27 protein-coding genes and 1 tRNA gene are annotated in these 26090 nt (G+C 62.6%); 13 read left to right on the forward strand and 15 right to left on the reverse strand.

What is annotated here, in order from left to right; genetic code table 11:
• Positions 1–21: 21 nt before the first annotated feature.
• Both RO009_06385 and RO009_06390 read right to left on the reverse strand, forming a co-directional pair.
• Positions 22–603, reverse strand: a complete 582-nt coding sequence (locus RO009_06385; protein MDT3684652.1) for a cob(I)yrinic acid a,c-diamide adenosyltransferase — start codon at positions 601–603, stop codon at positions 22–24.
• The gene (locus RO009_06390; GenBank protein ID MDT3684653.1) at positions 604–795 is read right to left on the reverse strand and encodes a twin transmembrane helix small protein; all 192 of its coding nucleotides are present in this window, start codon (positions 793–795) and stop codon (positions 604–606) included. It lies immediately after the preceding gene.
• Positions 796–843: 48 nt separating this feature from the next.
• Between RO009_06390 and RO009_06395 the strand changes: the two genes are divergently transcribed.
• Positions 844–1998: an aminotransferase class I/II-fold pyridoxal phosphate-dependent enzyme gene (locus RO009_06395; protein MDT3684654.1), complete on the forward strand. Its 1155-nt coding sequence runs from the start codon at positions 844–846 to the stop codon at positions 1996–1998.
• Positions 1999–2016: 18 nt separating this feature from the next.
• On the opposite strand, the gene RO009_06400 is transcribed toward RO009_06395, so the two are convergent.
• The 3 genes from RO009_06400 to RO009_06410 all read right to left on the reverse strand — a co-directional run bounded on the left by RO009_06400 (position 2017) and on the right by RO009_06410 (position 4999).
• Positions 2017–2472 carry a host attachment protein gene (locus RO009_06400; protein ID MDT3684655.1) on the reverse strand — a complete coding sequence of 152 codons (456 nt, stop codon included), beginning with the start codon at positions 2470–2472 and terminating at the stop codon, positions 2017–2019.
• Positions 2473–2717: 245 nt separating this feature from the next.
• A complete protein-coding gene (locus tag RO009_06405) occupies positions 2718–4394 on the reverse strand; it encodes an acyl-CoA dehydrogenase family protein (protein ID MDT3684656.1) in 1677 nt (558 codons plus the stop codon).
• 227 nt (positions 4395–4621) lie between these two features.
• Positions 4622–4999, reverse strand: coding sequence for a hypothetical protein (locus RO009_06410; GenBank protein ID MDT3684657.1), 378 nt, complete (start codon positions 4997–4999; stop codon positions 4622–4624).
• Between RO009_06410 and RO009_06415 the strand changes: the two genes are divergently transcribed.
• Together RO009_06415 and RO009_06420 are read left to right on the forward strand one after the other, a co-directional pair.
• Entirely contained in the window at positions 4979–6580 is a 1602-nt protein-coding gene (locus RO009_06415; protein ID MDT3684658.1) for a methyl-accepting chemotaxis protein, read from the forward strand. The two genes, RO009_06410 and RO009_06415, sit on opposite strands and share 21 nt — an antisense overlap.
• Before the next feature lie 98 nt (positions 6581–6678).
• On the forward strand, positions 6679–7542 hold the full coding sequence (locus RO009_06420) for a YihY/virulence factor BrkB family protein (GenBank protein ID MDT3684659.1): 864 nt from the start codon (positions 6679–6681) through the stop codon (positions 7540–7542).
• Positions 7543–7665: 123 nt separating this feature from the next.
• Here RO009_06420 and ccrA read toward each other — a convergent pair whose 3' ends face one another.
• Entirely contained in the window at positions 7666–8934 is a 1269-nt protein-coding gene (gene ccrA / locus RO009_06425; protein ID MDT3684660.1) for a crotonyl-CoA carboxylase/reductase, read from the reverse strand.
• 204 nt (positions 8935–9138) lie between these two features.
• Here ccrA and RO009_06430 point away from each other — a divergent pair, with 204 nt between their 5' ends.
• From RO009_06430 to RO009_06440, 3 genes are read left to right on the forward strand one after another with little or no spacing between them, the layout of a single operon-like run.
• On the forward strand, positions 9139–9387 hold the full coding sequence (locus RO009_06430; protein MDT3684661.1) for a GlsB/YeaQ/YmgE family stress response membrane protein: 249 nt from the start codon (positions 9139–9141) through the stop codon (positions 9385–9387).
• A gap of 26 nt (positions 9388–9413) precedes the next feature.
• On the forward strand, positions 9414–11399 hold the full coding sequence (locus tag RO009_06435) for a protein meaA (protein MDT3684662.1): 1986 nt from the start codon (positions 9414–9416) through the stop codon (positions 11397–11399).
• Between the two features lie 17 nt (positions 11400–11416).
• Positions 11417–11863: a hypothetical protein gene (locus tag RO009_06440; GenBank protein MDT3684663.1), complete on the forward strand. Its 447-nt coding sequence runs from the start codon at positions 11417–11419 to the stop codon at positions 11861–11863.
• A 1-nt stretch (position 11864) separates the two neighbouring features.
• On the opposite strand, the gene RO009_06445 is transcribed toward RO009_06440, so the two are convergent.
• Both RO009_06445 and gluQRS read right to left on the reverse strand, forming a co-directional pair.
• Positions 11865–13097 (reverse strand): ATP-binding protein, encoded by a 1233-nt coding sequence (locus RO009_06445; protein MDT3684664.1) that lies wholly within the window; start codon positions 13095–13097, stop codon positions 11865–11867.
• Positions 13098–13149: 52 nt separating this feature from the next.
• Complete coding sequence (gene gluQRS / locus RO009_06450; protein MDT3684665.1) at positions 13150–14016, reverse strand: tRNA glutamyl-Q(34) synthetase GluQRS; 867 nt, start codon at positions 14014–14016, stop codon at positions 13150–13152.
• A 121-nt stretch (positions 14017–14137) separates the two neighbouring features.
• Here gluQRS and RO009_06455 point away from each other — a divergent pair, with 121 nt between their 5' ends.
• The 3 genes from RO009_06455 (at position 14138) to RO009_06465 (ending at position 16138) form a co-directional block, all read left to right on the forward strand.
• Positions 14138–14833, forward strand: coding sequence for a DNA-3-methyladenine glycosylase 2 family protein (locus tag RO009_06455; protein ID MDT3684666.1), 696 nt, complete (start codon positions 14138–14140; stop codon positions 14831–14833).
• Entirely contained in the window at positions 14805–15470 is a 666-nt protein-coding gene (locus RO009_06460; protein MDT3684667.1) for a dienelactone hydrolase family protein, read from the forward strand. The genes RO009_06455 and RO009_06460 overlap by 29 nt, the downstream gene beginning before the upstream one ends.
• 110 nt (positions 15471–15580) lie before the next feature.
• A complete protein-coding gene (locus RO009_06465) occupies positions 15581–16138 on the forward strand; it encodes an HNH endonuclease (protein MDT3684668.1) in 558 nt (185 codons plus the stop codon).
• Positions 16139–16143: 5 nt separating this feature from the next.
• On the opposite strand, the gene RO009_06470 is transcribed toward RO009_06465, so the two are convergent.
• The gene (locus RO009_06470) at positions 16144–16689 is read right to left on the reverse strand and encodes a disulfide bond formation protein B (GenBank protein MDT3684669.1); all 546 of its coding nucleotides are present in this window, start codon (positions 16687–16689) and stop codon (positions 16144–16146) included.
• Positions 16690–16916: 227 nt separating this feature from the next.
• Between RO009_06470 and RO009_06475 the strand changes: the two genes are divergently transcribed.
• Together RO009_06475 and RO009_06480 are read left to right on the forward strand one after the other, a co-directional pair.
• Positions 16917–17001 (forward strand) — tRNA-Leu (locus RO009_06475).
• A 57-nt stretch (positions 17002–17058) separates the two neighbouring features.
• Complete coding sequence (locus tag RO009_06480) at positions 17059–17265, forward strand: DUF6494 family protein (GenBank protein MDT3684670.1); 207 nt, start codon at positions 17059–17061, stop codon at positions 17263–17265.
• A 191-nt stretch (positions 17266–17456) separates the two neighbouring features.
• Here the strand turns inward: RO009_06480 and RO009_06485 are convergent, their stop codons facing one another.
• The 6 genes from RO009_06485 to putA all read right to left on the reverse strand — a co-directional run bounded on the left by RO009_06485 (position 17457) and on the right by putA (position 24252).
• On the reverse strand, positions 17457–18815 hold the full coding sequence (locus tag RO009_06485; protein MDT3684671.1) for an SAF domain-containing protein: 1359 nt from the start codon (positions 18813–18815) through the stop codon (positions 17457–17459).
• Positions 18816–18825: 10 nt separating this feature from the next.
• Positions 18826–19374, reverse strand: coding sequence for a hypothetical protein (locus tag RO009_06490; protein MDT3684672.1), 549 nt, complete (start codon positions 19372–19374; stop codon positions 18826–18828).
• A 164-nt stretch (positions 19375–19538) separates the two neighbouring features.
• A complete protein-coding gene (locus RO009_06495) occupies positions 19539–20120 on the reverse strand; it encodes a YqaA family protein (protein MDT3684673.1) in 582 nt (193 codons plus the stop codon).
• Between the two features lie 50 nt (positions 20121–20170).
• Positions 20171–20551: a phosphoribosyl-ATP diphosphatase gene (gene hisE, locus RO009_06500; GenBank protein MDT3684674.1), complete on the reverse strand. Its 381-nt coding sequence runs from the start codon at positions 20549–20551 to the stop codon at positions 20171–20173.
• Between the two features lie 121 nt (positions 20552–20672).
• Entirely contained in the window at positions 20673–21023 is a 351-nt protein-coding gene (locus RO009_06505; protein MDT3684675.1) for a hypothetical protein, read from the reverse strand.
• Positions 21024–21171: 148 nt separating this feature from the next.
• Entirely contained in the window at positions 21172–24252 is a 3081-nt protein-coding gene (putA, locus tag RO009_06510; protein ID MDT3684676.1) for a bifunctional proline dehydrogenase/L-glutamate gamma-semialdehyde dehydrogenase PutA, read from the reverse strand.
• A 126-nt stretch (positions 24253–24378) separates the two neighbouring features.
• Between putA and RO009_06515 the strand changes: the two genes are divergently transcribed.
• Together RO009_06515 and RO009_06520 are read left to right on the forward strand one after the other, a co-directional pair.
• A complete protein-coding gene (locus RO009_06515) occupies positions 24379–24843 on the forward strand; it encodes an Lrp/AsnC ligand binding domain-containing protein (protein ID MDT3684677.1) in 465 nt (154 codons plus the stop codon).
• A 205-nt stretch (positions 24844–25048) separates the two neighbouring features.
• Entirely contained in the window at positions 25049–26077 is a 1029-nt protein-coding gene (locus RO009_06520) for an ABC transporter substrate-binding protein (protein MDT3684678.1), read from the forward strand.
• The last annotated feature ends 13 nt before the right edge of the window (positions 26078–26090 follow it).

Genomic DNA, 26090 nt, shown 5'->3' on the forward strand with positions numbered 1-26090 from the left:
CAAGTCCGGCCTGCCACAGGCCTAGCGGTTTTCGCCCGGGACCCAGAGCACGTCCCCGGCCCCTTTGTCGTTGGCGTGCCGGCCGGCCACGAACAGAAAATCGGAAAGCCGGTTCACATATTGCAGGGCTTGCGGGGTGATGCTCTCGCCGGGCTGGTCGCGCAGTTGCACCATCAGCCGCTCGGCCCGCCGGCAGACGGTGCGGGCGAGATGCAGGTAGGCCGCGGCCGGCGAGCCGCCCGGCAAGATGAAGGAGCGGAGTGGGGCGAGGTCCTCATTGAGTTGGTCGATCTCCCGCTCCAGCCATGACACCTGCGCATCGGTGACATTCAGCTTGGCGCCGCCCGGCCCCTTGCCCTGATCTCCCACCACGCAGAGGTCGGCCTCGACATCGAACAGGTCGTTCTGGATGCGCGACAGCATGGCATCGAGCGCCGGGTCAGCCTGGGTGTGGAGCCGCACCAGCCCGACCACTGCGTTCACTTCGTCGAGTGTGCCATAGGCCGCGACGCGCAGATCGTATTTCTTGCGTCGCTCGCCGGTACCGAGCGACGTCGTGCCGTCGTCGCCAGTGCGCGTATAGATGCGGTTGAGCACAACCATCTATTTCCCCATCAGCCAGATCGTGAGCATGATGATGACAAGGGCGACGAATTGCAGCAAGACACGCAAGCGCATGAGCCTCTGCGAGGTCTCTGGTGGTCCGCCGCGCATCATGTTGGCCAGGCCAAACAGCAGGACGATCGCGACCGCCGCAATGGCGACGGGGACGAGGTAGTAGAAGAAAGTCGTCATGATTCCTCATAGCATCGACCGCGGCGCCAAACCAACAGAGAGCCTGAAATGACGGACGATAAACAGAAACGGCTCAAAGCCCGGACCTTGGCGGCGCAGGCGCTGGGAGCCGACGACCCAACGACCAAAGCAGTTGTTCCGCCCTTGCACGTGTCCACGACCTATATCCGCGATCCCGACAATCAATACCGCACGGGCTACATGTATGGCCGGCCCGACAATGCCACCATACGGCAGGCAGAAGCCGTGATCGCAGCGCTGGAGCAAGCGCCGCAGGCGATGCTGTCCGGCTCCGGCATGGCGGCGGCGACATCGGTCATTCTTGCGCTTGAGAAGCCGTCACATATCGTCGCCTCGCAGATCATGTACTGGGCGTTCCGCCACTGGCTGACCGAGGCCTCGCGCTTCGGGCATAGGATCGAATTCGTCGACACCTCGGATATCAATGCCGTGCGTGCCGCGGTCAGACCCGGGGAAACCGCTCTCGTCTATGTCGAGACACCCGGCAATCCGCTCTGGACCATCACCGATATCGCCGCGGTCGCCGACGTCGCGCACAAGGCCGGGGCCAGGCTCTGCGTCGACTCGACCGTGGCGACGCCAATCTTCACGCGGCCGATCTCGCTCGGTGCCGATGTCGTCATGCATTCCGCCACCAAATATCTAAACGGACATTCCGACGTCATCGCCGGGGCATTGGCGACCGCACGCGAGGATGAGTTCTGGAGGCGCATTCAGAACGTGCGGGCGCAGCACGGCGCAATTCTCGGGCCGTTCGAAGCGTGGCTGCTGTTGCGTGGGTTGCGCACGCTCGATATGCGCGTGCGCACACAAACCGAAAGCGCGGCACTGCTGGCGAGCTGGCTCATGCGGCATCCGGCGGTATCGCATGTGCTTTATCCGGGCCTGCAACATCATCCGGGCCACGCCGTCGCCGCCAAGCAAATGCATGGCGGCTATGGTGCGATGCTGTCCATCCGCGTCGCCACCGGCGAGCAGGCAGCCATCAGCACCGCCGCGCGCGTCGAGGTGTGGAAGCGCGCGACCTCGCTCGGCGGCGTCGAGAGCCTGATCGAGCATCGCGCCTCGGTGGAGGGGCCGAACACGCCCTGCCCACCCGACCTGCTGCGGCTCTCCGTCGGCCTGGAAGATCCGGAAGACCTTTACGCCGATCTCGACCGCGCGCTGCACGCGTCTAACTGAGAGGCGTTCGGTTCGGTGCTAAGCCGGCAGCCCGACCAGATGCCTTTCGATCTCATGCACCGGCTTTTTCACGAGGTCTTTTGACACCTCATTGCGAATGGCCCGCTTCACCTGCGGTGAATAGGCTTGCCGGAGGATGCCGAGCGCCTTGGGCGGCGCCACGATCAAAAAACACGATGCGTCCCCAGCGCCAATCGCCGCATCCAGCCGCCCGGCGAGATCTGCAAGGAAGGCGCGCTCCGCCTGCTCGTGCCAGTCGGTCTGCTCCATCGCCGAGCGCGCACTGCCGACCGACTGAACCGACCGGCCGGGTGCATCGGTTCCTTGCTCCTGCGTGCGGGGATTTTGCTGTTCGAAAACTTCGCGGGTCTGCAGATTTGGAAATTTTTCGTCGCCTGCATTCTCAAGAATAAGGGCCTTAGTCCCGTCGCAGACAATAATCCAGTCGCCCTGCTCAACCCTCAGCTTCTGCATGAAAACCTCCTCGCAATGAGCATCGAATAACAAAAGGAAATGGCCGCTCGCGCCTTGCGCCAGATCAACGCACGAGGTCGTGATCGGTTGCCCTGGTTGCGGCAGATCGCCCAGGCAATGATGAGGTACGAAGCCGGCGGGCGATGACTCTCTCGCGTTTGTCATTGCCGGGGCGGTCAATCAATTCATTCCGTCGAGAAGCCGGCGGCGATGACTTCCTTGCGTTTGTCATCGCCGGGCGCCCATCAATTTGTTCCGTCGAGAAGCCGGCGGGCGATGACCTGCGCCTGGATTTCGGCCGCGCCCTCAAAGATGTTCAGGATGCGCGCGTCGCACAAAATCCGCGAGGCGGGGAATTCCAGCGCGAAGCCGTTGCCGCCATGAATTTGCACGGCATTGTCGGCGGCCGCCCAGGCGACCCGCGCCGCCAAGAGCTTCGCCATCCCGGCCTCAAGGTCACAACGCCGGCCGGAATCCTTTTCGCGCGCGGCAAAATAGGTGAGCTGGCGCGCAATGGTGACCTCCACCGCCATCATCGCGAGCTTGTCGGCGACGCGCGGGAATTCGATGATCGGGCGGGCGAATTGCGACCGCTGCTGTGCGTAAGCGAGCGCCTGGTCCATTGCCGCCTGCGCGACTCCGACCGCCCGCGCCGCGGTCTGGATGCGCGCGGATTCGAATGTCTGCATCAACTGCTTGAAGCCCGCGCCCTCGATGCCGCCGAGCAGGTTTTCCGCCTTCACCTCGAAGCCGTCAAAGGCGATCTCGTATTCCTTCATGCCGCGATAGCCGAGCACTTCGATCTCGGTGCCGGACATGCCGGGCGCCGGGAACGGATTCTCGTCGGTGCCACGCGGCTTCTCCGCCAGCAACATCGACAGACCGCGATAGCCGGCCTCCTTCGGGTCCGTGCGCACCAGCAGCGTCATCAGGTCGGCGCGCACCGGATGGGTGATCCAGGTCTTGTTGCCATAGACCTTGTAGACATTGCCCTCGCGCACGGCACGCGTCTTCAGCGACGCGAGGTCGGAACCGGTATTGGGCTCGGTGAAGACGGCGGTCGGGAGAATTTCGCCGGACGCGATCTTCGGCAGCCACTTGCGCTTCTGGTCTTCGGTGCCGCTGCCGAGAATGAGTTCGGCTGCGATTTCCGAGCGAGTGCCGAGCGAGCCGACGCCAATATAGCCGCGCGACAATTCCTCGGAGACGACGCACATCGATTCCTTGCCAAGACTGAGGCCGCCGTAGTTTTCGGAAATGGTCAGGCCGAACACGCCGAGCTCGGACATGTGCGAAATGACGTCGAGCGGGATGTAGCGATTGTTCAGATGCCACTCTTGCGCGTGCGGGATCACTTCGCTCAGCGCAAATTTCCGCATTTCCTCGCGGATCGATTCCAATGTTTCATCGAGACCGCTCTGGCCGAACGTGGCCCCATGATGATCGCGCAGAAGTGCGACCAGCCGCGCGCGCCGCTCGGCATTGTTGCCGCCGGCAATGAGGGCTTCGACATCCGGTGTCAGTCGTGCGGCGACATCTGAGGCCGACAATCCGAGATCGGACAGCCGCACGATCTCCCCCTGGCTCATCGGAATGCCGCCGACGATCTGCGCCAGATATTCGCCGAAGCCGATAGTGATGATGAGATCCTCAACCTCGCCAAATTGTCCGGCCGCCTGCATGCGCTCGGCATAGGAGGCGAGTTGGCGCAAGGCTTCGACATAGGTCGCGAGCCAGGCCAGGCCATGCGTGGCGCGCTGCTCGCGATCGAAAACCTGGCCGGCCGGCCCGCCTTCGCTCATGACGCGCTTGCGCACGCTGATGGTGGCGTCGGCAAGCAAGGCCTCGGCTACGCTCACGGCCGCTCTCGCCTGCAAAGCGAATTGATCACTGGTGTCATTGCGGGTGGATGCGAGCGGCATGAACGACCTCTGTGGCGTGTAGGAAGCAAGGAGCCGCACAGTAATGGTGCGTTGCACAAAAGCAACGGTCTTTGCAGGAGCTCGCGTAGTTACTGGATTCTTTACCTTTTTCAGCTTTTTTAGATCGGATCGCCAACCCCCCAGGCCGTTTTATGAGCGCCCCGCCTGTGAGCAGCCCCCGCGCCGGATCGCAGCGCCTGTCCCTTGGGCGGTTGGTGTCATCCTTTTCAGTCCGCAATCGCATCATTGCCATTGCCCTGATTCCCGTCGCAGGCTTTATCGCCAATGGCTTTTTCTTCGCTGGCGGCGAAAGGGATGTCGAGGCGGCGTTCGACCGTTTCAAGATGGCCGCCGCCATCGCCGATGCCAGCCGCGATTTCAAGGAAGACATCGGCCGCATGCGCATCAGCGCCCGCGATTTCGCAGCGCGTCCGGGCAACGAATCCATCATTGAATTCGAAAATGCCCAGGGCAGCGCACTGCGCAATCTGCATGCCATCGAGGTTTCGGTTGACGATGAACAGCGCAAGCGGCTGTCGCCGCTCCGCGAAACGCTGAACCAAGTCGGGCAGAATTTCCAGCGCGTGATCGAAGGTCAGCGCCATCTGGGATTCACAGACGACGAAGGCCTGCGGCGCAAGATTCGCGAAGCCGGCAACGCCGTCGAGCGCATCATCAGCGAGAAGATGCCTTGGCTCGGCGAGGCCGACGCCCGCAAACTGATGGTCTCGCTCTTGATCATGCGGCGTTATGAGGCCGAACAGAGGCTGCGCATCAGCGGTTTCGCGCACACCATGTTCTTCGAGGAGTACAAGAATTTCATCCAGACATTTGCCGGCATTGATGGCACACCGGCGATGCGCTCGGAGCTCGAAAACCAGGTCAAGAGCTACACCGAAACCTTTGCCGAGTGGGCGGCGAGCTCCGACAAGGTCTGGCCCTATCTCACGTTGATCGATCTCGACACCAAGCAGATGATGCCGGCGGCGGATGACATCATTCTTTCCGCGACTAACGGAGCGAGCCGGGCGTCCGCCGAACTGATATCTTCGCAGAAGCACACCCGGCTGACCATGATTTCCGTCGGCGTGGCTGCCGTGCTGATCGGCCTTGCCTTTAGTTGGCTTATCGGCCGCAGCATAACCGGACCTCTTGCGGTCCTTGCCGGCGCGATGAAGCGGCTGGCCGCCGGAGATACATCGGCGAAAATTCCCGCAACCCGCGCGCGTGACGAAATCGGCGACATGGCGCGAACCGTGATCGTGTTCCGGGATACCATGATCGAACGCGAGCGTCTGACGGCCGCCCAAGTCGAGCAAAGCCGCGCGCGTGAACAGCGCGCCGAAACAATATCTGCGACCATTACAGAATTCGAACGCTCAGTCGACGAAGTGCTGGCCAAGGTCCGCAATGCAGCGGAGCGGCTTGAGATCTCCGCCGGCAACCTGAACAACGCCGCAGATTCGGTCTCCGGCGAAGCGCAGCACGCTGAAAATCGGGTACGTGCCGCCTCCAGCAACGTGACCGCAGCGGCAAGTTCAGTCGAAGAACTGGCTGCCTCGATCGGCGAGATTTCCAGCCAGGCACATAAATCGACCGAAGTGGCGAGTCGGGCGGTCGAGGAAGCGCGCCGCACCACGACAACCATGGGCGAACTCGCCAATGCTGCAACCCGCATCGGCGAAGTCATCAGCCTCATTCAAGCCATCGCCGGACAAACCAACCTCCTGGCGCTCAACGCCACGATCGAGGCCGCGCGCGCCGGGGAGGCGGGACGCGGATTTGCCGTTGTCGCCTCGGAGGTGAAATCGCTGGCCGGCCAAACTGCGCGCGCGACAGAGGACATTGCCGGCCAGATCGGTTCGATCCAATCCGCCGCCGCTGATGCCGCGCAGGCGATCAATCAGGTTAATGCCATCATCGAGGAGATGTCGGCGATTGCCTCAAGTGTCGCCGTCACCGTCGAGGAGCAGAATTCCGCCGTCTCCACTATCGCGGAGGGCGTGAACAGCGCGTCCGGCGAAGCTCGCACCGGCGCCGAGGCGATGAGCCGCGTCGCAAGCGCCGTGGTTGATGCACGCGGCACCGCCTCCGACGTGAAAGCGCTGGCCGATGCATTGGCGATCGAGGCGGAGGGACTGGAGCGTCAGGTGCGGCATTTCCTGACGCAAGTGCAGGCGGCATAGCGCGGACTCCTGGCGAGGCATTGCGCGGCTGTAGATTTCGCCTCCCCTTGATTTTTCGCGTTCGCTATATGATGTGGCCTCGACGGAGATCGTGGGCCTTGTCGATTCTGAAGAAAATCTGGCGAGTCGGACTCGACGCCTTTTGGCAATTCAATGCCGACGACGGCTGGGCGATCGCCAGCCATATCGCGCTGTCATCCTTGATGGCGCTGTTCCCCTTTTTCCTCGTCTTGACGGCGCTGGCGGGCATTATCGGCTCGCAGAATCTGGCCGATGAGGCAGCCAATCTGCTGCTGGAGGCCTGGCCGGAGGAGGTCGCCGGCCCCGTGTCGCGAGAAATCCATAATGTGCTCAGCAACGCGCAGGGACAGGTGCTGACGGTCGGCGCCTTGCTTGCGTTGTATTTTGCCTCGAGCGGTATCGAAAGCCTCCGCATCGGCCTCAATCGCGCCTATACCGTGGTCGAGACGCGCTCTGTTTGGCTGCTGCGACTGGAATCGATCGGCTATGTCATTCTCGCTGCGGGGGGTATGCTGGCACTGTCGTTCCTGGTGCTGCTGGCGCCGCTCATTTGGGCGACTGCGGTCCGCAAATTTCCGAAGCTGGAACCGTTCGGCGACGTGGTGACCTTCGTGCGGCTGTCCACGGCGACGGTGCTGCTCATCGTCCCGCTGGTCGTGGTGCACAAATGGCTGCCGGCCGGCCGCCGCACCTTCGGCCAGATCCTGCCAGGCATTCTTGCGACGCTCGTGCTGTGGCTCTTGGCCGGCATTCTGTTCGGCCGCTATCTCGCCGAATTCGCCTTCACCTATTCGGTCTATTATGCCGGCCTCGCCTCGCCGATGATCGCACTCGTGTTTCTCTATTTCACCGCCTCGATCTTCATCTATGGCGGCGAACTGAATGCGGTGATCGTGAAGCTGCGCGAGCCGAAGGAGCCGGAGACGGTAGGCCGAAAGTAAATGTCATGACCGGGCTTGTCCCGGCCATCCAGGTCTTGATTGCACGACAGGGCCTGGAAGACATGAATCCCGGGCACAAGACCGGGCATGACGATGGAAAGGTGCACGGCGAAAACCTTCGCCCTATCCGCCCGCCGCTTCCACCACATCCTCGAAGCTGCGCAGTCCAACGCGCGGCGCATTCACCAGCACCGCCATGTTTCCCGGTGCATGCTGGTTCTTCCACATCTTCTGGTGCGCCAACGGGATCTGGTCCCAGCCGAAGACCTCGCTCATGCAGGGATCAATGCGGCGGTCGAGCACGAACTGGTTGGCGGCGCTGGCCTGCTTCAGATGCGCGAAATGCGAACCCTGGATGCGCTTCTGCCGCATCCAGACATAGCGCGCGTCGAAGGTGATATTGTAGCCCGAGGTGCCGGCGCAGAAGACCACCATGCCGCCGCGCTTCACCACGAGACATGAGACCGGAAACGTCTGCTCGCCCGGATGCTCAAACACGATGTCGACATCGCGCTTGCCGGTGACGTCCCAGATTGCCTTGCCGAACTTGCGCGCCTCCTTCACCCAGGCGTCGTATTCCGGCGTGTTCACCTTGGGCATCTGGCCCCAGCAATTGAAATCCTTGCGGTTGATCACGCCCTTGGCACCGAGGCCCATGACGTAATCGCGCTTGCTCTCATCTGAAATGATGCCGATTGCGTTGGCGCCCGAGGCGGCGCAAAGCTGCACGCCGAAAACGCCGAGCCCGCCCGAAGCGCCCCAGACCAGTACGTGATCACCCGGCTTGAGCGTGTGCGGCGCGTGTCCGAACAGCATGCGGTAGGCGGTCGCGAGCGTGAGTGTGTAGCAGGCCGCTTCTTCCCAGGTGAGGTGCTTTGGCTTGGGCATCAATTGCCGGGACTGCACGCGGCAAAATTGCGCGAACGAGCCGTCCGGCGTCTCGTACCCCCAGATGCGCTGCGAGGGCGACAGCATCGGGTCGCCGCCGTTGCATTCCTCGTCATCGCCGTCGTCCTGATTGCAATGCACGATGACTTCGTCGCCAACCTTCCAGCGCTTCACCTTGGCGCCAACCGCCCAGACCACGCCGGAGGCGTCCGAGCCCGCGACATGAAACGGGTTCTTGTGCACATCGAGCGGCGAGATCGGCACGCCGAGGCCGGCCCAGACACCGTTGTAATTCACCCCGCCTGCCATCACGAAGACCAGCACCTCATCCTCGCCGATCGGCCAGGTCGGCACCACCTCGACCTGCATGGAGGATTCGGGCGGACCGTGCCGCTCCTTGCGGATCGCCCAGGCATGCATGTTGTCGGGGACGTGACCGAGCGGCGGGATTTCGCCGACTTGGTAGAGCGATTTCAGCGCTTTCAGCTTCGGTAAGGCGGACATGTCCGTGCTCCGGCGGGTACGGAATTTCGCCGGAAGTCTGCCGCAGAAAATGCTGCGCCGCAACGGGCGGTGGCGAAAAATAAGCTCATCATCTTGGGCGACACTGGCTTTTGTACCCAGATCGGCTATGGTTCCCGCGCTGCAATGCAATAAGCCGCGGGGGCCGGGCTTAGGCATGCTCCCGCATATCATGGGGAGAACGTCATGTTAGGGGATCTGATCGTCTGGCTGATCGTCGGTGGCGTTGCCGGCTGGCTCGCCGGCCTGATTGTCAAAGGCTACGGCTTCGGAATTATCGGCAACATCGTCGTCGGCATTGTCGGCGCGCTGATCGCCGGCTGGCTGCTGCCGCGCCTCGGCATCATAATCGGCGGGGGCATCATCGCCTCCGTCATCAATGCGGTGATCGGCGCGGTCATTCTTCTTGTGATTATCGGGTTGATTAAACGCTGATTGCTACAGGTCTGGGTCGGAGAGGAATGAACGACACGCCCAAACGCGACAAACCCTGGATTTTCCGCACCTATGCCGGACACTCGACGGCCGAAAAGTCGAACGCGCTGTACCGGCAAAATCTGCTGAAGGGCCAGACGGGCCTGTCGGTCGCCTTCGATCTGCCGACCCAGACCGGTTACGATTCCGATCATCCGCTGGCCGCCGGCGAAGTCGGCAAGGTCGGCGTGCCGATTTCCCATCTCGGCGATATGCGGGCGCTCCTGAAGGAGATTCCGCTCGGCGAGATGAATACGTCAATGACGATCAACGCGACCGCGGCGTGGCTGCTCTCGCTCTATATTGCCGTCGCCGACGAGAACGGCGTGCCGCGCGCAAAACTCACCGGCACCACGCAGAACGACATCATCAAGGAATATCTTTCGCGCGGCACCTACGTGTTTCCGCCGGCGCCGTCCATGCGGCTGATCAAGGACGTGATCCTGTTCACGACCTCCGAGATGCCGAAATGGAATCCCATGAATGTCTGCTCCTACCATCTGCAGGAAGCCGGCGCGACGCCGGTGCAGGAATTAAGCTATGCGCTCGCCACCGCCATCGCCGTGCTCGACACGGTGAAGGCCTCGGGCGAGGTGCAGGGCAAAGCCTTCGGCGAAGTGGTGGGCCGCATCTCGTTTTTCGTGAATGCCGGCATGCGCATCATCACCGAAATCTGCAAGATGCGCGCCTTCTGTGAATTGTGGGACGAGATCACGGCGGAACGCTACGGCATCACCGATCCCAAGCAGCGGCTGTTCCGTTACGGCGTGCAGGTGAATTCGCTCGGCCTCACCGAGCCGCAGCCGGAGAACAACGTCTACCGCATCCTGCTCGAAATGCTGGCGGTGACACTGTCGAAAAGGGCGCGCGCCCGCGCGGTGCAATTGCCGGCCTGGAACGAAGCGCTCGGCCTGCCGCGGCCGTTCGACCAGCAATGGTCGCTGCGCGCGCAGCAGATCCTCGCCTATGAAACCGATCTTCTCGAATATGGCGACATTCTCGACGGATCGACCGAAGTCCAAAGAAAAGTCGATCAGCTCAAGCGTGAAGCCAGGGAAGAGCTCGCCCGCATCGAGAAACTTGGCGGCGCGGTGGCAGCGGTCGAGATGGGCTACATGAAGAGCCAGCTCGTGGAGAGCAACACGGCGCGGCTGGAGGCCATCGAGCGCGGCGAGCTCATTGTCGTCGGCGTCAACAAATTCACCGAAACCGAGCCTTCCCCACTCACCGGCGGCATCGACGCTATTCTCACCGTGCCGCACGAGGTGGAGAAAGAGCAGATCGAACGTCTGAACGCCTGGCGCGCCGCGCGCGACCAGAAAGCGGTCGACGCAGCACTGAAGGAGCTGCGCGCGGCGGCGAGAAGCCGCGCCAACATCATGCCGCCCTCCATCGCCTGCGCGAAGGCCGGCGTCACCACCGGCGAATGGGGTGCGGTCTTCCGCGAAATCTATGGCGAATACCGCGCGCCGACCGGCGTGCCGAAAGCCGCGCGCCAGGTGGGCGGCGAAAGGCTCGATCCCGTGCGCGCCGAGGTCGAGCGGGTCTCGCACAAGCTCGGCCGGCGGGTGAAATTCCTGGTCGGCAAGCCCGGTCTGGACGGCCATTCCAACGGCGCCGAGCAGATCGCAGTGCGTGCGCGCGACGCCGGCATGGACGTGGTCTATGGCGGCATCCGCTTCACGCCGGCCGAGATCGTCAAGACCGCAATCGACGAGAATGTGGACGTGATCGGCCTATCGATCCTTTCCGGCAGTCACGTGCCATTGGTGCGCGACGTGGTCACGCGGATGAAGGAAGCCGGCATTGCCGAGGTGCCGGTCGTGGTTGGCGGCATCATCCCTCCGGAAGACGAACGCACACTGAAATCTGCCGGTGTCGCCGCGGTCTATACGCCGAAGGATTTCGACATCAACCGCGTGATGGCGGACGTCGTGCGCATCGTCGATGGCGCGACCCGGAATGTGGCGTGATGCTGCGGCTTTGCGTGATGACAGCCGTTGCTCTGCTTTCAACGCAGGTTATGGCAGCCGAATATCCCGAGCAGATCCAAAGCGCGCTCGAAAGGCTGCAGAAGGTCTGCGTCGGCATCGGCGGCAAGCCCGGCTCGCTCGACAGCGCCGTGGTCTCGCGCGACGTGAACGGTGACAGCCAGTCCGATTTCGTCATCGATCTGGGCAACGTCCCCTGCGAGGGCCGGCCGCAGGCCTATTGTGTCAACGGCTTCTGCGCGCTCGAGGTCTATACTTGGCGGGCGGAGAACGACTGGAGGCTGCTGCTGGTCGCGACGGTGTCCGACTGGCGCACCGGACGCGTCAGCAACCGGCCGGCCCTCATCCTCACCCAGAGCGGCTCATTTTGCCGCATGCCGAAACAGAAGTTCTGCACGGTGACCTACACCTTCGCCGACGGAAAGATGTATGGCTCGATGAAATGACTCAGGATGTATGTCGTCCGGTCAGCGATGCGAGCGCGGTTTCCAGACTCTGCGGCGAGACAGGCTTGATCAGATAGGCATCCATCCCGGCTTCACGCGCGGCGGCCTCGTCCGCTGCCGCGCCGCGTGCTGACAGGCCTATGACCGGCGTTCTGCTTTTGGCGTCGGCTCTCGCGCGGATACGGCGTGTGGTTTCGACGCCGTCCATACCCGACAAGGTGACATCCATCAATACAACATCAAAGGCGCGACGCTCGAGCGCAGCCAGGGCGGCCTCGCCCGAGGCGGCAAACTGGACGTGATGGCCCAGGCCGGCGATGATGGTGGAGACCACCACACGGCCATAAGGATTGTCTTCGACGCAGAGGATGTTGAGTTCGCGTGCCTGAGCCGTGTTTCTTTTTGCCGTCGCCGAAATGCTCTTGTCGGGCGTTGCACCCTGCATGCGTTCGGCCACCACGCTGAGCCGGAAGGTCGAGCCTTCCGCCAGCCTGCTTGTCACCGTGAGATCGCCGCCCATCGCTTTCGCCAGCCGCTTCACCAGCGTCAGCCCGAGCCCGGTGCCGCCATAGCGGCGCGACACTTCCGCACTGGCCTGTGAAAACGGGCGGAACAACTTTCTGATCTCGCTGTCGCGCAAACCAATGCCGCTGTCGGTGACGGCGAAGTCGAGCTTCACACGGTTGCGCGTCGCGGGCTGCGACCTGACCGCGAGCGTGACTGCACCCTGCGCGGTGAATTTCACGGCATTGTCGACGAGATTTTCCAGCGCGGCGCGCAACCGCACCGGATCGCCGACGACATTCGCCGGCAGATCGGGATCGACGATGATCTCCGCCTTGAGCCCGATGGCTTGCGCGCGGGCGATCAACGCCGCGCCGACCGCCTCGGTGAGCTGGCGCGGCGAGAATACATCACGGCGCAGGACAAGGTCCGCCGCTTGCGCCTTGACCGCGTCGGTCACGACCGTCGTCAATTGCTCGAGATGCTCGGCCGCGCTCTTGATGCTCAGCGCCCAGCCGCGCTCGCGTTCGCCGATGTCGCTCGCCGCCAGCAATTCGGCGAGCGCCAGAATGCCGGTCAGGGGCGTACGGATGTCGTGCGCCAGCGCAGCGAGCGCCATCTCGACGGCGGACTCAGACTTGCGTGGCGGCGACTTGCGCGCCTTTGCGGCGGGCGCTGGTTTGCCAGACAGCCGCTTTACAACTGGCTTTTTTGTTCTGGAGCGCGCCATGATTCCCCACTGCCACACCATGGCACGGCGCCGATGACGATACCAACGCAGCCTAGAAAAGCCCCACCATCCGGCGAATTTCGGCGGGTTTTACGCCGTCTGCCCGCAGCTCGCGCAGGGCAGTGGATTGGGTCGATTTCGACAGCTTGCGGCCGTCCGCATCCAGGATCAGGCGGTGATGACGATAGGCCGGTACCGGCAAACCCAGCAGATGCTGCAACAGGCGGTGCACACTGGTGGCCCAGAACAGGTCCTGCCCGCGCACGACATGGGTGATGCCCTGCAGGACATCATCGATGACAACCGCCAGATGATAGCTGGTCGGGACGTCCTTGCGCCCAAGCACCACGTCGCCCCAGGCCTGCGGCTGCGCCATCACCACGCCAGGCTCGCCCGCGGGTCCAGCGCCAGTTTCCTGCCAGGACAGCAAGCCGGCTTTTCCCAATGCGGCCGTCATATCGAGACGCATGGCATAGGGATCGCCGGCCGCCATCCGGCGACTGCGTTCTTCCGCGCTCAGGGAAAGCGCATGACCGGGATAGAGCGGCACGCCGTCAGGATCGCGGGCCGCGCGGTCGCCCAGCGCCGCCACCATGCGCGCAATCTCGCCGCGGCTTTCGAAGCTCGGATAGAGCAGGCCCATGTCATTCAATCGATCGAGCGCCGCGCGATATGCATCGAAATGCTCGGATTGCCGTCGCACCGGTCTTTCCCAGTCCAGGCCAAGCCAGGCGAGATCCTCATAAATTTCGGATTCGTATTCGGACCGGCAGCGGGTGGCATCGATGTCCTCGATGCGCAGCAGAAAACGACCGCCCGCCGCGCGCGCCATATCGAAATTCAGCAGCGCCGACAGCGCATGGCCGAGATGCAGATAGCCGTTCGGGCTTGGGGCGAAGCGGAAAACGGGTGGCGGCATGTGGGTTTCTTGTGTCATTGCCCGCGAAAGCGGGCAATCCAGTAAACGCCGACATTGCGATAGATCGCAAACCCTGAAATTACTCGATGCTCCGCTTTCGCGAAGTATGACAAATAGCGTGATGCCTCAATTCCTCCACACCGACGCCGATCTGGCCAAGGCGCTCCGCAAACTGGTGAAAGCCGATCCGCGGCTCGCATCCATCCTGGCCGAAACCGGCACGCCCGCCCTGCGCCGCCGCGATGCAGGCTTTCGCGGCCTTGCCGCCATTGTTTGCGGGCAGCAACTTTCGACGGCCAGCGCCGCCGCGATCTGGGGACGGCTGTCGGCGGCGTTCGATCCGTTTCATCACGACTCGCTACGGCGCGCCCGCGCGACACGGCTTGCGCGCCTCGGCCTCTCGGCGCCGAAGATCAAATCGATCAAGACGATTGCAAGCGAAATCGCCAAAGGGCGCCTCGATCTCGACACGATTGCGCAGAGCGACGCCGACACCGCGCATCAGGCGCTGATCGCAGTGCACGGCATCGGACCTTGGACCGCCGACATCTATCTTCTGTTCTGCCTTGGTCACGCCGATGCCTGGCCGGCCGGCGATCTCGCCTTGCAGGAAGCGACGCGCATCGCATTCGATTTGAAGAAGCGGCCGACCGCGAAAGAACTGACTGTTCTTGCCGAAAGCTGGCGGCCATGGCGCGGGGTCGCGGCGCATCTGCTCTGGAAATATTACGCGGTGGCAAAGAAGCGCGAAGGCGCCCCATTGCCGCAAGCTGCAAACAGGAAATCGAATGGCAAAGCTGGACGGCCCGCGGCTTGACCCGCGCAGCGGCAAAGCAAAACGTCTTGTCGTTTTCCTGCACGGCTATGGCGCCGACGGCAACGACCTCATTGATATCGGTCAGGCCTGGCAAGACCTCCTGCCTGACACCGCCTTCGTCTCGCCGCATGCGCCCGAACCGTGCGGGCAAGCGCCGGTCGGCCGGCAATGGTTCGAACTGACCTTTCGCAATCCCGATGAACGCTGGACCGGCGTCAACAAGGCGGCGCCGATGCTGAACGCATTTCTGGATGAGGAACTTGCGCGCTATCGCCTGCCGCCTGCGGCGCTGGCGCTGGTCGGGTTCAGTCAAGGCACGATGATGTCGCTGCATGTCGGGCTGCGCCGCGCAGCGCCTGTCGCGGCAATCGTCGGCTATTCCGGGATGTTCGTGATGCCGAATGACGGGCCGCCGGAGACAATCAGGACCGATGTCAGATCGCGCCCACCGGTGCTGCTCATCCACGGTGATCGCGACGACCTCATCCCGGCGCAGGCGCTGTTTCTTGCCTGCAGGGCGCTGTCGGAGATCGAAATTCCCGTCGAATGGCATCTTTCTCAGGGAATCGGACATGCAATCGACGGCGAAGGATTGCGTCATGGCGGGGAGTTCCTCGCCCGGCGCTTTCGCGTTTAGACCCCGGAATCGGCGTATTTCCGCTCCCTGCGGGCGCGCTTCACATTTCCGTCACGCTATTTTATAGAGTGAGCGTTGCTTCAGATTTGGGCCTTGCAGGAGCGCCTTATTTGAACGTTCACGTGTCGCCGACCGGTTTTCCGGCTCTTGTGCTCAACGCGGACTTCCGTCCCTTGAGCTACTACCCGCTCTCGCTGTGGTCCTGGCAGGACGCGATCAAGGCGGTGTTTCTCGAACGCGTGAATATCGTCGCCAATTACGAGCGCGCGGTGCATTCGCCGAGCTTCGAGATGAAGCTGCCGAGCGTCGTGTCGCTGAAGACCTACGTCAAGCCGGCCACCCACCCCGCCTTCACGCGCTTCAATGTTTTCCTGCGTGACAAATTCATGTGCCAGTTCTGCGGCGCGGAGGATGATCTCACCTTCGATCATCTGCTTCCGCGTTCGCGCGGCGGACACACCACCTGGGACAATGTCGTCGCCGCCTGCTCGCCCTGCAATCTGAAAAAGGGCAACAAGACGCCGAGCGAAGCCGGCATGCATCCCTCGCAGCATCCCTTCCAGCCTACGGTGCAGCATCTGCATCGCAACGGCCGGCTGTTTCCACCAAACTATCTGCACGAAAGCTGGATGGACTATCTCTATTGGGATACGGAGCTCGAGCCGTAGCCGGACTAAGCCAACCTCTCCGACGGCGGCAGCGTCCGGTACGCGGCCATTGCACCCCACGCGGCGAGCGCGGCGAGCGCCAGCGAGATCAGGACGTTGTAGCCGGCGAGCGAAATGCCGAGGAAACTCCAGGCGACCTCATCGCAGCGGATGACGCGGATCGATTCCAGCTTCTTGAGCAGCCCGCCGGCGGTGCCGAGGTCGCCGAGCTGCCCGCCGCAATCCTGCGGGCCGGGCCAGAACTTCCATTCCACGCCGGCGTGATACGCACCGAGCCCCGCATTCCACAGCATGCCCAGCGCGATCACGATGAAGGCCGCGACGATCACCTTGCGCGACGCCCCGACGGACACGCCGAGCGCCGCCAGGACCGCCAGCGGGATGGCAAAGTAATAGGCGTAGCGCTGCTCCAGGCAGAGCGGACAGGGCTGCAGGCCGAGGCCATACTGGAAATACCAGGCACCGAGGATCGTGGCCGCACCAAGGATCGCAATCGCCAAGGCGGTGGACGCAACAGGCTCTCTGGCGGCTTTTTGCAGAATATCAGTCACGCGCACTCCATCTGTCATTTCCGGTGCATCCCGATAGCGCCCTCGCCCGCCAACTGTCGATTCAAACACTCTTGAGCAAGGGGCCAAACACCTTTATGTCAGCGACGGGCGCGGCGAAACTTGACCCAAGATTGACCCCTGCCCCTTCGCCGCTATGATCCGGCGGCCAGAGCATAATCCCGAAAATGATGGACCGTTTTCGGTTCAGATCATGCTCGGTGAGTTAAGCCCCTGTGGCGGAATTGGTAGACGCGCTCGACTCAAAATCGAGTTCCGCAAGGAGTGCTGGTTCGATCCCGGCCAGGGGCACCATTCCCGATATTGACATGTTGCTGTCAGCCGCCGCTTGTCACGGCCAGGAGAGGTTCCATGAATGAGGACGTTTTCAACACCACCATCCGCAAGTTTTTGAAGCATGTCGGCGTGACCTCGCAGCGGGAAATCGAGAAGGCCGTGCGCGACGCGGTGGCAAGCGGCAAGCTGAAGGGCAACGAAACCCTGAACGCCACAATGACGCTAAAGATCGGCGATCTCGATGTCACGCATGAGATCAAGGGCGCGATCGAGCTGGATTAGGCCGGTCGCGCAGCCCACCTTGAATGTCATGCCCCGCGGAAGCGGGCAATCGCGGCGATTATTGTGTGTACTGGATCGCCCGCTTTCGCGGGCGATGACGCCATCAGGACGTCACAACCCCTTCCTGTAATTAAACAGGTCGATGTATTTCCCCGGTGCACCGGGCGTCATGCCGGTCCAGTCGGCGCGCCTCAAGCGGCGCTGGCACTCCCCTTCGCAAACATGGCTTCCATGTTGCGGCGGACTTTCACCGCATCATCCTGCGGGTCGCAGGCGACATCGCTCCATTTCAACTGTTGGCCTTCCGCCACATCGCGCGTGAGTTTCACCTGATGCGCGAGCCCGAGCGGCAAAAGCTCCTGTGCGAGCGAGTCATCGGCCGGCGTCTGCTTCCCCCAGACGCAGAACCCGCCTTCCCCGTCCAGCATTTCGCCGGCTTTCAGGTCACGCTTCGCCGTCGCGACCACGTCCGAGCGAAAACCGGTCGGCGCGCCGGTCGGCTCGTTACGCAACGCGACCGAGGCGATCGAAATCCCCAATTCCAGTCCGATCATGTGAACCGGGCGATAGAGTGCGGCGAAGCGCCCGCTCTTGTCGGGCATCAGGTGATATTCGCGGAAGCAGCGGCGCGCATACTCGGTTTCGCCCTCAAACACGACGAAAGTGCCCATCGCCAGATGGTGCGGCACGTCGCGCTCGTCACGATCGACGGAGGACACGACTTCCGTGACGCCCGCTTTCTCCAGCGCGCCGCCTTCGCTCCTCGGCTTGCAGATGTCGGCGAGCTCGAAGCGGCTCGCGGGCGGAAAGCTCAGGCCCGCGCTTTGCGGCACAAGGCCGGTCGCGTTGCACACCGCCGTCATCTCGATGCCGGACTTGGTGCCGTCGATGAAGGAATTGAACATCTTGGGGTTGATCGACTTGCGGTCATCGATGCGCAGATATTTGTCCAGGATTTCCCAGACCGTATCGGGATTGGAACGATGATAGGTCGGGTGATAGCGCGTGCCCTTGCCCGCAGAGATGACCTTGAAGCCGCAGGCGCGCGCCCAGTCGACATGCTCGCAGATCAGCGCCGGCTGATCGCCCCAGGCCAGACTGTAGACGACGCCGGCCTGCCGCGCCTTGTCCGCGAGCAGCGGCCCCGCAAGTGCGTCCGCTTCGACGTTGACCATCACGATATGCTTGCCATGCGCAATCGCGTCGAGCGCAAAGCGGATGCCGGTTTTCGGATCGCCTGTCGCTTCAACGATCACATCGATGTCGGGACAGGCGATCAGGCTTCCGCCATCCTCGGTCACATGCGATCGACGACTTTTCAAGGCGTCGCCCAGCGATGCTGCGGCAAACATTTCGTCGCTCCAGCCGGCGCTGCGCAACTGGCTGCGCGCCCGCTCGCCATCGAGATCGGCGAGGCCGACGAGATGCATCCCCGGCGTCAGCCGCACCTGCGACAGAAACATCGTGCCGAACTTGCCGGCGCCGATCAGGCCGACGCGCACGGGACGCCCCGCGCTTTCGCGCTCCTGGAGTTTCGTTGAAAGATTCACGGCTATTCCTTCACTGGCAGGCGGCCTTGATCACGACCGTTTCCATGGTGCAGGCGCTGTCGGAAGGATTGCCGGACAGCCAGGCCCGCGCGGAGCATTTACGGTTGGTCTGAATATCCGCGCTCTTGCCGAGGGAAAAGCCCTTTGCCTTGCAGATTTTCTCCGCTGCGGCATTGCAGTCGGGGGAGCCATTCGGCGCGATGGTGCACAGCTCGCGGCCTTCGACGATTCTCGTGCCCGACAACTTCGAAAACGCTTCCGCCGCCTCTTTGGCGGCAGCGGCGGCGTCCCTTGCCGCTTTTTCGTTGCGTTCGTTCAGCTTGCGCCAGTCTTCCTGGGACTTGTCGAGGCTCGCCTTGAAATCGGCGGCTGACTTGTCCCACCATTTCTCGAGCGCATCGAAGAAGCCTTTCTTTTTTGGCGGGGCGGCTTCGGCGGCTGGCGCCGGCGGCAGAGCTTCCGGCTGCGCCTGGACTGGCGGCGGGGGCTGACCGGCGGGAGCGAGCGGCGCCTGCTGCGCCAGCACAAGGCCGGACGTCACGATGAGCAGAGCCGGCACGCAAAACAGCAGTCGCGATCCGCTCAAAGCGAACCGGGGAGCAGAATTTCTCCCATGCACCGTCATCTCTTTCATCAACCCGGCAACGGACTCTCTTCCTCCCTTCACCTGTCCCGCCATGAAAAGAAGGCGGCATGGCAAAAATGAGGAGTCGTCACATATGATCAAAACAGGAAGATCGCAGCAACAATTCCCACGATCATCAGAATGGCGCCGACGGTGACCCAGAAACCCAGGCGTTCCTCGATAATGGCGCGGGCCCGCAGGCCGTAGCGGCTGAGCAGAAAGGCCAGGAGATAGAAGCGTCCGCCGCGGGCCACGAACGACAGCAGGACGAACATCAGGAGATCGTAGCCGGCGAAGCCGGAGGTAATGGTGACGATCTTGTAGGGGATCGGGGTCAGCCCCTTCAGCAGGATGATCCAGGCGCCATACTCATTATAGGCCTGCCGAAAGGCATCGACCTTTTCGCCGTAGCCATAGAGCGAAATCACCCATTGCCCGACGGAGTCATAGAGGACCGCGCCAATCGCGTAGCCCAGCATCCCGCCGGCCACCGAGGTCCAGGTGCAGAGAAAGGCATAGGAATAAGCCTTGTCCGGCCGCGCCAGCGACATCGGGATCAGCATCACGTCGGGCGGAACCGGAAAGAAGGAGCTTTCCACGAACGACACCGCGCCCATGATCCAGGTGGCGAACGGCTTGTAGGCGGCGGCAATGAACCAGTCGTAGAGGCGACGAAGCATGCGGGGCTTTTCAGAAAGGGCGGGGCGCGGCATGCGCCCGGAGGGGAGGATTAGCGCCGTTTGCGGACCCGGCGCGGTTCAAGCGCCACCACTTTGCGACGGGACGCCGCCATGGGCAAATCCTTTGGCAACTTCTCTGCCAGGCCGAACAGCTGCTCGCGGCGTTCCATCTCCGCCCAGACATCCTGTGGCCGGATTCCGCTCGAAGCCCACAACACCACGAGGTTGTAGAGCAGGTCGGCGCTCTCGCGGACGACAGCGTCGCGGTCGCCCTGCATGGCGTCGATGACGACCTCGACCGCCTCCTCCGCCAGCTTCTTGGAGATTTTCGAGCGGCCGGCGCGCATCAGCCGTGCCGTGCGCGAACTCGCCGGATCGCCCTTTTTAAGGTCGATCACCGATCTGTAGAGGCGCTCCAGCGAATCACTCATGCTTGCAGATTACCTCCAATTGCCCAAGCGAGCGTTAACGAATGCATGCGGGCTGCCAGGTGCAAAAAGCCCGGCGCCGCCAACAGCAGCGCCGGGTTCTCTCATGTCGCCCTGGCTGGTCTTACCAGCCGCGCCAATAGCGGTAGCGGTGACGCGGCGCGTAATAGCCATAGGGTGCGCCGTAATAGCCATAGCGGTACTGCAACTCGCGTTCGCGCGCCTTGCGATATTCGCGCGCGGCGGCGTAGGTCGCGATGCCGCCGATGATCGCGGCGAAAGCAGCCGCGGCTGCGGCGTTGTTTCGATAATGACGCCTTTTGCGCGAACTGAAATCCGTGCTCGTCTGCGCCTTCGCAGGCTGCGCTTGCGTTGCCGCTTTCGGTGCAGCCGACGCCGGCACCGCCGAGAACGATGTCAGCGCGAGTGCCGCTGCGGTGACGACGGCGATCGCGCGGCTCCTCTGAGTGGTCATGTCCATCCCTCCTTGGGGTTGAGCCCTTCGGCACCAAATCCTTGTGCAACCCCTAATATCGGGCGCAGTTGCAGCGAATGAATGACCTGCGACATTATGTTTTCGTAATGAATGCGCATTGTTGTCCAACGCCGCGTTCATTCTGCGTTCATTCATCCACCACCAGCAGGCTTGCGTTGCCGCCTGACGCAGCGGTGTTGATTGTCACAACCTGCTCGGTCGCGAAGCGGCGCAGATAATTCGGCCCGCCCGCTTTCGGTCCTGTCCCTGACAGACGCGTGCCGCCGAAGGGCTGCGTTCCGACAACCGCGCCAATCATGTTGCAGTTCACGTAGACGTTGCCGTTGCTCAACCGCGCCGCGATCTGCGCGATGCGCGCATCGATGCGGGAATGGATACCGAGGGTCAGCCCGGTGCCGTTCGATTCAACTTCGTCGAGGAGAGGATCAAGCTTGTCCGCCCGCCATCGCACCACGTGCAGCACCGGCCCGAAAACTTCTTCCTGCAAGTCGCCGGCGCGCTTGAGCTCGATGATTGACGGCGGCACGTAGAGTCCCTTGGACGGCATTCTGCCTGTCTCACGCCACGTAAACCGCAATTGGCCCTTGTGGTCGGCGATCCAGCCATCAAGACGCTCCCTGGCGTCTTCATCGATCACCGGTCCGACATGGGTTGCGATCTCACGCGGATCGCCGACCGCAAGTTCGGCGGCAGCGCCTACGATCATGCCGATCACATGGTCAGCGACATCCTCTTGAATGCAGAGAAGCCGGAGCGCCGAGCAGCGCTGTCCCGCTGAGCGGAAGGCTGACGTGATGACGTCATCGCAGACCTGCTCCGGCAAGGCGGTGGCATCGGCTATCATGGCATTGATGCCGCCGGTTTCGGCGATGAAGGGAACGATCGGCCCGTCCTTGCCCGCAAGCGTTCGGTTGATTTTTTGCGCAACGCTGGTTGAGCCGGTGAAAGCGACGCCTGCAACCCGCAGATCAGCCACCAGAGCCGCGCCGATCTCGCCGTCGCCCGCGACCAACTGCAACGCCTGTGGCGGGATACCGGCCGCGTGCAATAGGCGCACCGCCTCGAATGCGATCAGTGGCGTCTGCTCGGCCGGCTTCGCGACCACCGTATTGCCGGCGACAAGCGCCGCGGCGACCTGGCCCAGGAAGATTGCCAGCGGAAAATTCCACGGCGAGATGCAGGCGAACACGCCACGCCCGCGATAGCGCAATTCATTGGTCTCACCGGTCGGCCCCGGCATTATTTCGGACGCGAGTGCGCGGCGCGCCTCGGTTGCATAATAGCGGCAGAAATCCACCGCTTCCCGCACCTCCGCCACCGCGTCGTCAAGCGTCTTGCCGCCCTCGTTCTGAAGTAGCGCCAGAAACATCGCGCGCCTCTCTTCCAGCAGGTCGGACGCCCGCTCCAGCGCGGTCGCGCGCCTGTCAAGCGGCGTCGCCGACCAGCGCGCAAAACCTTTCTGCGCGGCATCGATCGCCATAGCGGCAATGTCGCGGCTGGCTTCCGCGACCTCGCCGATGGGTTCTCCATCGATCGGGGACAACACCGCACGCCGTGTGCCCGCTTGCGGCTTGCCGTCGATCAGGGATGTTGCCGCGACCTTTGCCTGCGACTGGCAAACGTTCTGGACCAACGATTGCAGGCTTGCACGATCGCCGAATTCAACGCCCGTCGAATTCATGCGCGCGGGCGTGTAAAGATCGCGTGGCAGCGGAATTTTCCGGTGGCGCGCGTGATCGTGATGTCCGACCGCGTGCCAGGGACGTTCAAGAATTTCAGACACTGGAATTTTCGGATCGGCCGCAACCGAGACGAACGAGGTGTTGGCGCCGTTCTCCAGCAGGCGGCGAACCAGATAAGCCAAAAGATCGCGATGGCCGCCGACCGGCGCATAGACGCGGCAGGCGGCCTCCGGAATATCCGCGCGCAACGCCGCATAAAGCTGTTCGCCCATGCCGTGCAGCCGCTGGAATTCCAGCCCATCGACGCCCCCCGCGGCCTCGACAACGCTCGCCACCGTCAGCGCATTATGCGTCGCGAATTGCGGAAAGATCTGCGGCCGCGCTGCCAGCAGCTTGCGCGCGCAATCCATGTAGCAGAGGTCGGTCATCGCCTTGCGCGTGAACACCGGATAGTCGGGCAGTCCGCGCTCCTGCGCGCGCTTGATTTCCGAATCCCAATAAGCGCCCTTCACCAGGCGAACCATGAAGCGGCGCGACAGCGATTGCGCTAAACCGACGATCCAGTCGATCACCGCCGGTGCGCGCTTCTGATAAGCCTGCACCGCCAGCCCGAACCCGTCCCATCCCGCAAGCGATGCATCGGCGGCAACCGCCCGCACGATGTCGAGCGACAATTCGAGCCGATCGGCTTCCTCGGCGTCGATGGTGAAATTGAGATTGTGCGCCTTCGCCTTGCGCGCGAGGTCGAGAATTTTCGGAGGTAATTCGCGCATCACGCGATCCTGCGAGATGGCTTCGTAACGGGGATGCAGCGCCGACAGCTTGACGGAGATGCCCGGCCGCCGCAGCAGGTCCGGCGCTTGCGCGGAATGTCCGATCGCGTCGATCGCTGCTGAATAAGACGCGAAATAACGCTCTGCATCAGCGGAAGTACGCGCACCTTCGCCGAGCATGTCGAAGGAATACCGGAATTCCGGGTGGTCCCGGGCGCGCGACAAGGCTTCCTCGATGGTTTGCCCGAGCACGAAATGCGAGCCAAGCAGCCGCATTGCCTGACGGGCCGCGGCCCGCACGGCGGGAAGGCCGAGCCGTTTGACGAGGCTTTCGAGGATGTTTTCGGGCGTCTCGCCCGGCTGGATCAGCCGCGCGGTGACGCCGAGCGTCCAGGCCGAAGCCGACACCAGCAGCGCATCGGATTTCAGGTCAGGATGCGACCAGTCTCCGGCCGCCAGCTTGTCCTCGATCAGGCGGTCGGTCGTGGCGGAATCCGGCACCCGCAGCAACGCCTCGGCCAGTACCATGAGCGCCAGGCCTTCGCGGGTCGACAACGAATAGGCGTGAAGAAAATCCTCGATCCCGCCCAGGCCGCCGCTGTGACCGCGTATGGCGGCGACCAGCCTGTGGGTCAGGGCATCGATCCTCGCTTCTGCGACGGGATCACCAGCGGCCGCCGCCAGAAGCATGCGGGCAACGGCCTCATCTGCCTCGGCATAGGGAGCCTCAAACACCGCGGTCTCTCCGCTCATGTGCGTCTTTCTTACCCTTGGGCTGATGAATTACCCTACAATATTTCAGTACGACTGGTGTTACTCGCTTTATTCAAGCTCATACGTAGGCATAATCCCTTCACCAAATCTTTTATCTGGTGATTTATGAATGATAATCTCGACCAGACCGACCGCAAGGTTCTCACTTTCCTTCAGGATGACGGCCGCATGTCAGTGGTCGATCTTGCCGAACGTATTGGCCTGTCGCCAACCGCAACCACGGAGCGCGTGAAACGCCTGACCCGCGACGGATACATTCTGGGCTATGGGGCGCGGCTGAATGCCGACCTTTTGGGACGGGGGCTTCTGGTCTTCATCGAGGTCAAGCTCGACCGCACCACGCCGGACGTTTTCGAGCGGTTTGCCGAGGCCGTCGTGCATGCGCCGGAAGTTCTGGAATGCCACATGGTCGCCGGCGGTTTCGACTATCTGATCAAGACCCGCGTCGCCGACATGACGGCCTATCGCCGGTTTCTCAGCGAGGTACTGCTGTCGCTGCCCGGCGTCCGCGAGACCCATACCTTCGCTGTGATGGAAGAAGTGAAAAACACTTCGGCGCTGCCGGTGTGACGCTGAACCCTCTGGCGGGTGTGCACGCATCGGCGGCACCCCTGCCCCGCAGGTGGGCAGAAACATCTGGAAAATACCTCTTCGCCTTGCACTTTCCGGCGGCATGTTCTTTGCTGATAGGCAGGCAGAGCATGAAACCACGCCTTCTCAGTAACCGGGGCGGCCTGAGCGCGGCGCCGGGCACCCCATCAGAAAGGAAAAAGAGATGAGTGCTGTCGATGTGATCCGCCGGACCGCCGCTTTGGTCGTGGTGTTCGGAACACTGACGCTGGGCGGCGCCGCTTTTGCGCAGACTCCGGTGAAATTCACCCTGGACTGGAAATTCGAAGGTCCCGCCGCGCCTTTCGTCGTCGCCATCGACAAAGGCTATTTCAAAGCCGAAGGCCTCGATGTCACCATCGATACCGCCGGCGGATCGCTCGAGCCGCTCAACCGGCTGGCCTCGGGCACCTACGACATGGGCTTCGGCGACATCAACTCGCTGATCAAGTTCCGCGACGCCAATCCGAACACGCCGATCAAGGCGGTGTTCATGGTCTACAACAAGCCGCCCTTCTCCATCGTCGGCCGCAAGAGTCGCGGCGTCAGCAAACCGAAGGATCTCGAAGGCAAGAAGCTCGGCGCTCCGGCGCCCGACGGTGCATACGCGCAGTGGAAGATATTCACCCAGGCCAATGGCATCGATGCGTCCAAAGTCACGATTGAGAATGTCGGGTTTCCGGTGCGTGAGCCGATGCTCGCAGCCGGGCAGGTTGATGCCATCACCGGCTTTTCCTTCTCCTCCTTCATTAATCTGAAGGATCGCGGCGTGCCGGTCGACGACATCACCGTGCTGCTCATGGCGGACTACGGCGTGAATCTCTACGGCAATGCGATCATCGTGAATCCGAAATTCGCCGCTGAGAAGCCGGAGGTGATCAAGAAATTCCTCAGGGCCTTCCTCAGGGGGCTGAAGGACACGGTGAAGAGCCCGCAAACGGCGGTCGATTCGGTGATCAAGCGCAACGATGTCGCGAAGAAGGACGTCGAACTTGAACGTCTGAAAATGGCGCTGCGCGACAACATCATCACACCGGAAGTGAAGGCGAACGGCTTTGGTGGGGTCGATGATGCACGGCTGCAAAAGTCGGTCGAGCAGATCGCGCTGACCTATGAGTTCAAGAATCCGAAGCCGAAAAGCGCCGACATCTTCGACTCATCGTTCCTGCCTCCCCCCGCCGATCGCAAGATGTAAGACAGACGCCGGC

It is taken from the genome of Pseudorhodoplanes sp. (assembly GCA_032027085.1).
In the GTDB taxonomy this organism is placed as follows: domain Bacteria; phylum Pseudomonadota; class Alphaproteobacteria; order Rhizobiales; family Xanthobacteraceae; genus Pseudorhodoplanes.

Excerpts from the sequence above, each read along its gene's own strand:
- RO009_06440 (MDT3684663.1), top strand. The coding sequence starts at position 11,417 with ATGACAGCCGTTGCTCTGCTTTCAACGCAGGTTATGGCAGCCGAATAT.
- ccrA (MDT3684660.1), bottom strand. The coding sequence starts at position 8,934 with ATGTCCGCCTTACCGAAGCTGAAAGCGCTGAAATCGCTCTACCAAGTC.
- RO009_06395 (MDT3684654.1), top strand. The coding sequence starts at position 844 with ATGACGGACGATAAACAGAAACGGCTCAAAGCCCGGACCTTGGCGGCG.
- RO009_06390 (MDT3684653.1), bottom strand. The coding sequence starts at position 795 with ATGACGACTTTCTTCTACTACCTCGTCCCCGTCGCCATTGCGGCGGTC.
- RO009_06455 (MDT3684666.1), top strand. The coding sequence starts at position 14,138 with ATGCCTCAATTCCTCCACACCGACGCCGATCTGGCCAAGGCGCTCCGC.
- putA (MDT3684676.1), bottom strand. The coding sequence starts at position 24,252 with ATGAGCGGAGAGACCGCGGTGTTTGAGGCTCCCTATGCCGAGGCAGAT.
- gluQRS (MDT3684665.1), bottom strand. The coding sequence starts at position 14,016 with ATGCCGCCACCCGTTTTCCGCTTCGCCCCAAGCCCGAACGGCTATCTG.
- RO009_06520 (MDT3684678.1), top strand. The coding sequence starts at position 25,049 with ATGAGTGCTGTCGATGTGATCCGCCGGACCGCCGCTTTGGTCGTGGTG.
- RO009_06515 (MDT3684677.1), top strand. The coding sequence starts at position 24,379 with ATGAATGATAATCTCGACCAGACCGACCGCAAGGTTCTCACTTTCCTT.
- RO009_06445 (MDT3684664.1), bottom strand. The coding sequence starts at position 13,097 with ATGGCGCGCTCCAGAACAAAAAAGCCAGTTGTAAAGCGGCTGTCTGGC.
- RO009_06410 (MDT3684657.1), bottom strand. The coding sequence starts at position 4,999 with ATGGCGCTGACCTTCGATCACGCGCTGGAAATTCTGCCCGACTTGGTT.
- RO009_06385 (MDT3684652.1), bottom strand. The coding sequence starts at position 603 with ATGGTTGTGCTCAACCGCATCTATACGCGCACTGGCGACGACGGCACG.
- RO009_06400 (MDT3684655.1), bottom strand. The coding sequence starts at position 2,472 with ATGCAGAAGCTGAGGGTTGAGCAGGGCGACTGGATTATTGTCTGCGAC.
- RO009_06460 (MDT3684667.1), top strand. The coding sequence starts at position 14,805 with ATGGCAAAGCTGGACGGCCCGCGGCTTGACCCGCGCAGCGGCAAAGCA.
- RO009_06505 (MDT3684675.1), bottom strand. The coding sequence starts at position 21,023 with ATGACCACTCAGAGGAGCCGCGCGATCGCCGTCGTCACCGCAGCGGCA.
- hisE (MDT3684674.1), bottom strand. The coding sequence starts at position 20,551 with ATGAGTGATTCGCTGGAGCGCCTCTACAGATCGGTGATCGACCTTAAA.
- RO009_06435 (MDT3684662.1), top strand. The coding sequence starts at position 9,414 with ATGAACGACACGCCCAAACGCGACAAACCCTGGATTTTCCGCACCTAT.
- RO009_06480 (MDT3684670.1), top strand. The coding sequence starts at position 17,059 with ATGAATGAGGACGTTTTCAACACCACCATCCGCAAGTTTTTGAAGCAT.
- RO009_06495 (MDT3684673.1), bottom strand. The coding sequence starts at position 20,120 with ATGCTTCGTCGCCTCTACGACTGGTTCATTGCCGCCGCCTACAAGCCG.
- RO009_06405 (MDT3684656.1), bottom strand. The coding sequence starts at position 4,394 with ATGCCGCTCGCATCCACCCGCAATGACACCAGTGATCAATTCGCTTTG.
- RO009_06430 (MDT3684661.1), top strand. The coding sequence starts at position 9,139 with ATGTTAGGGGATCTGATCGTCTGGCTGATCGTCGGTGGCGTTGCCGGC.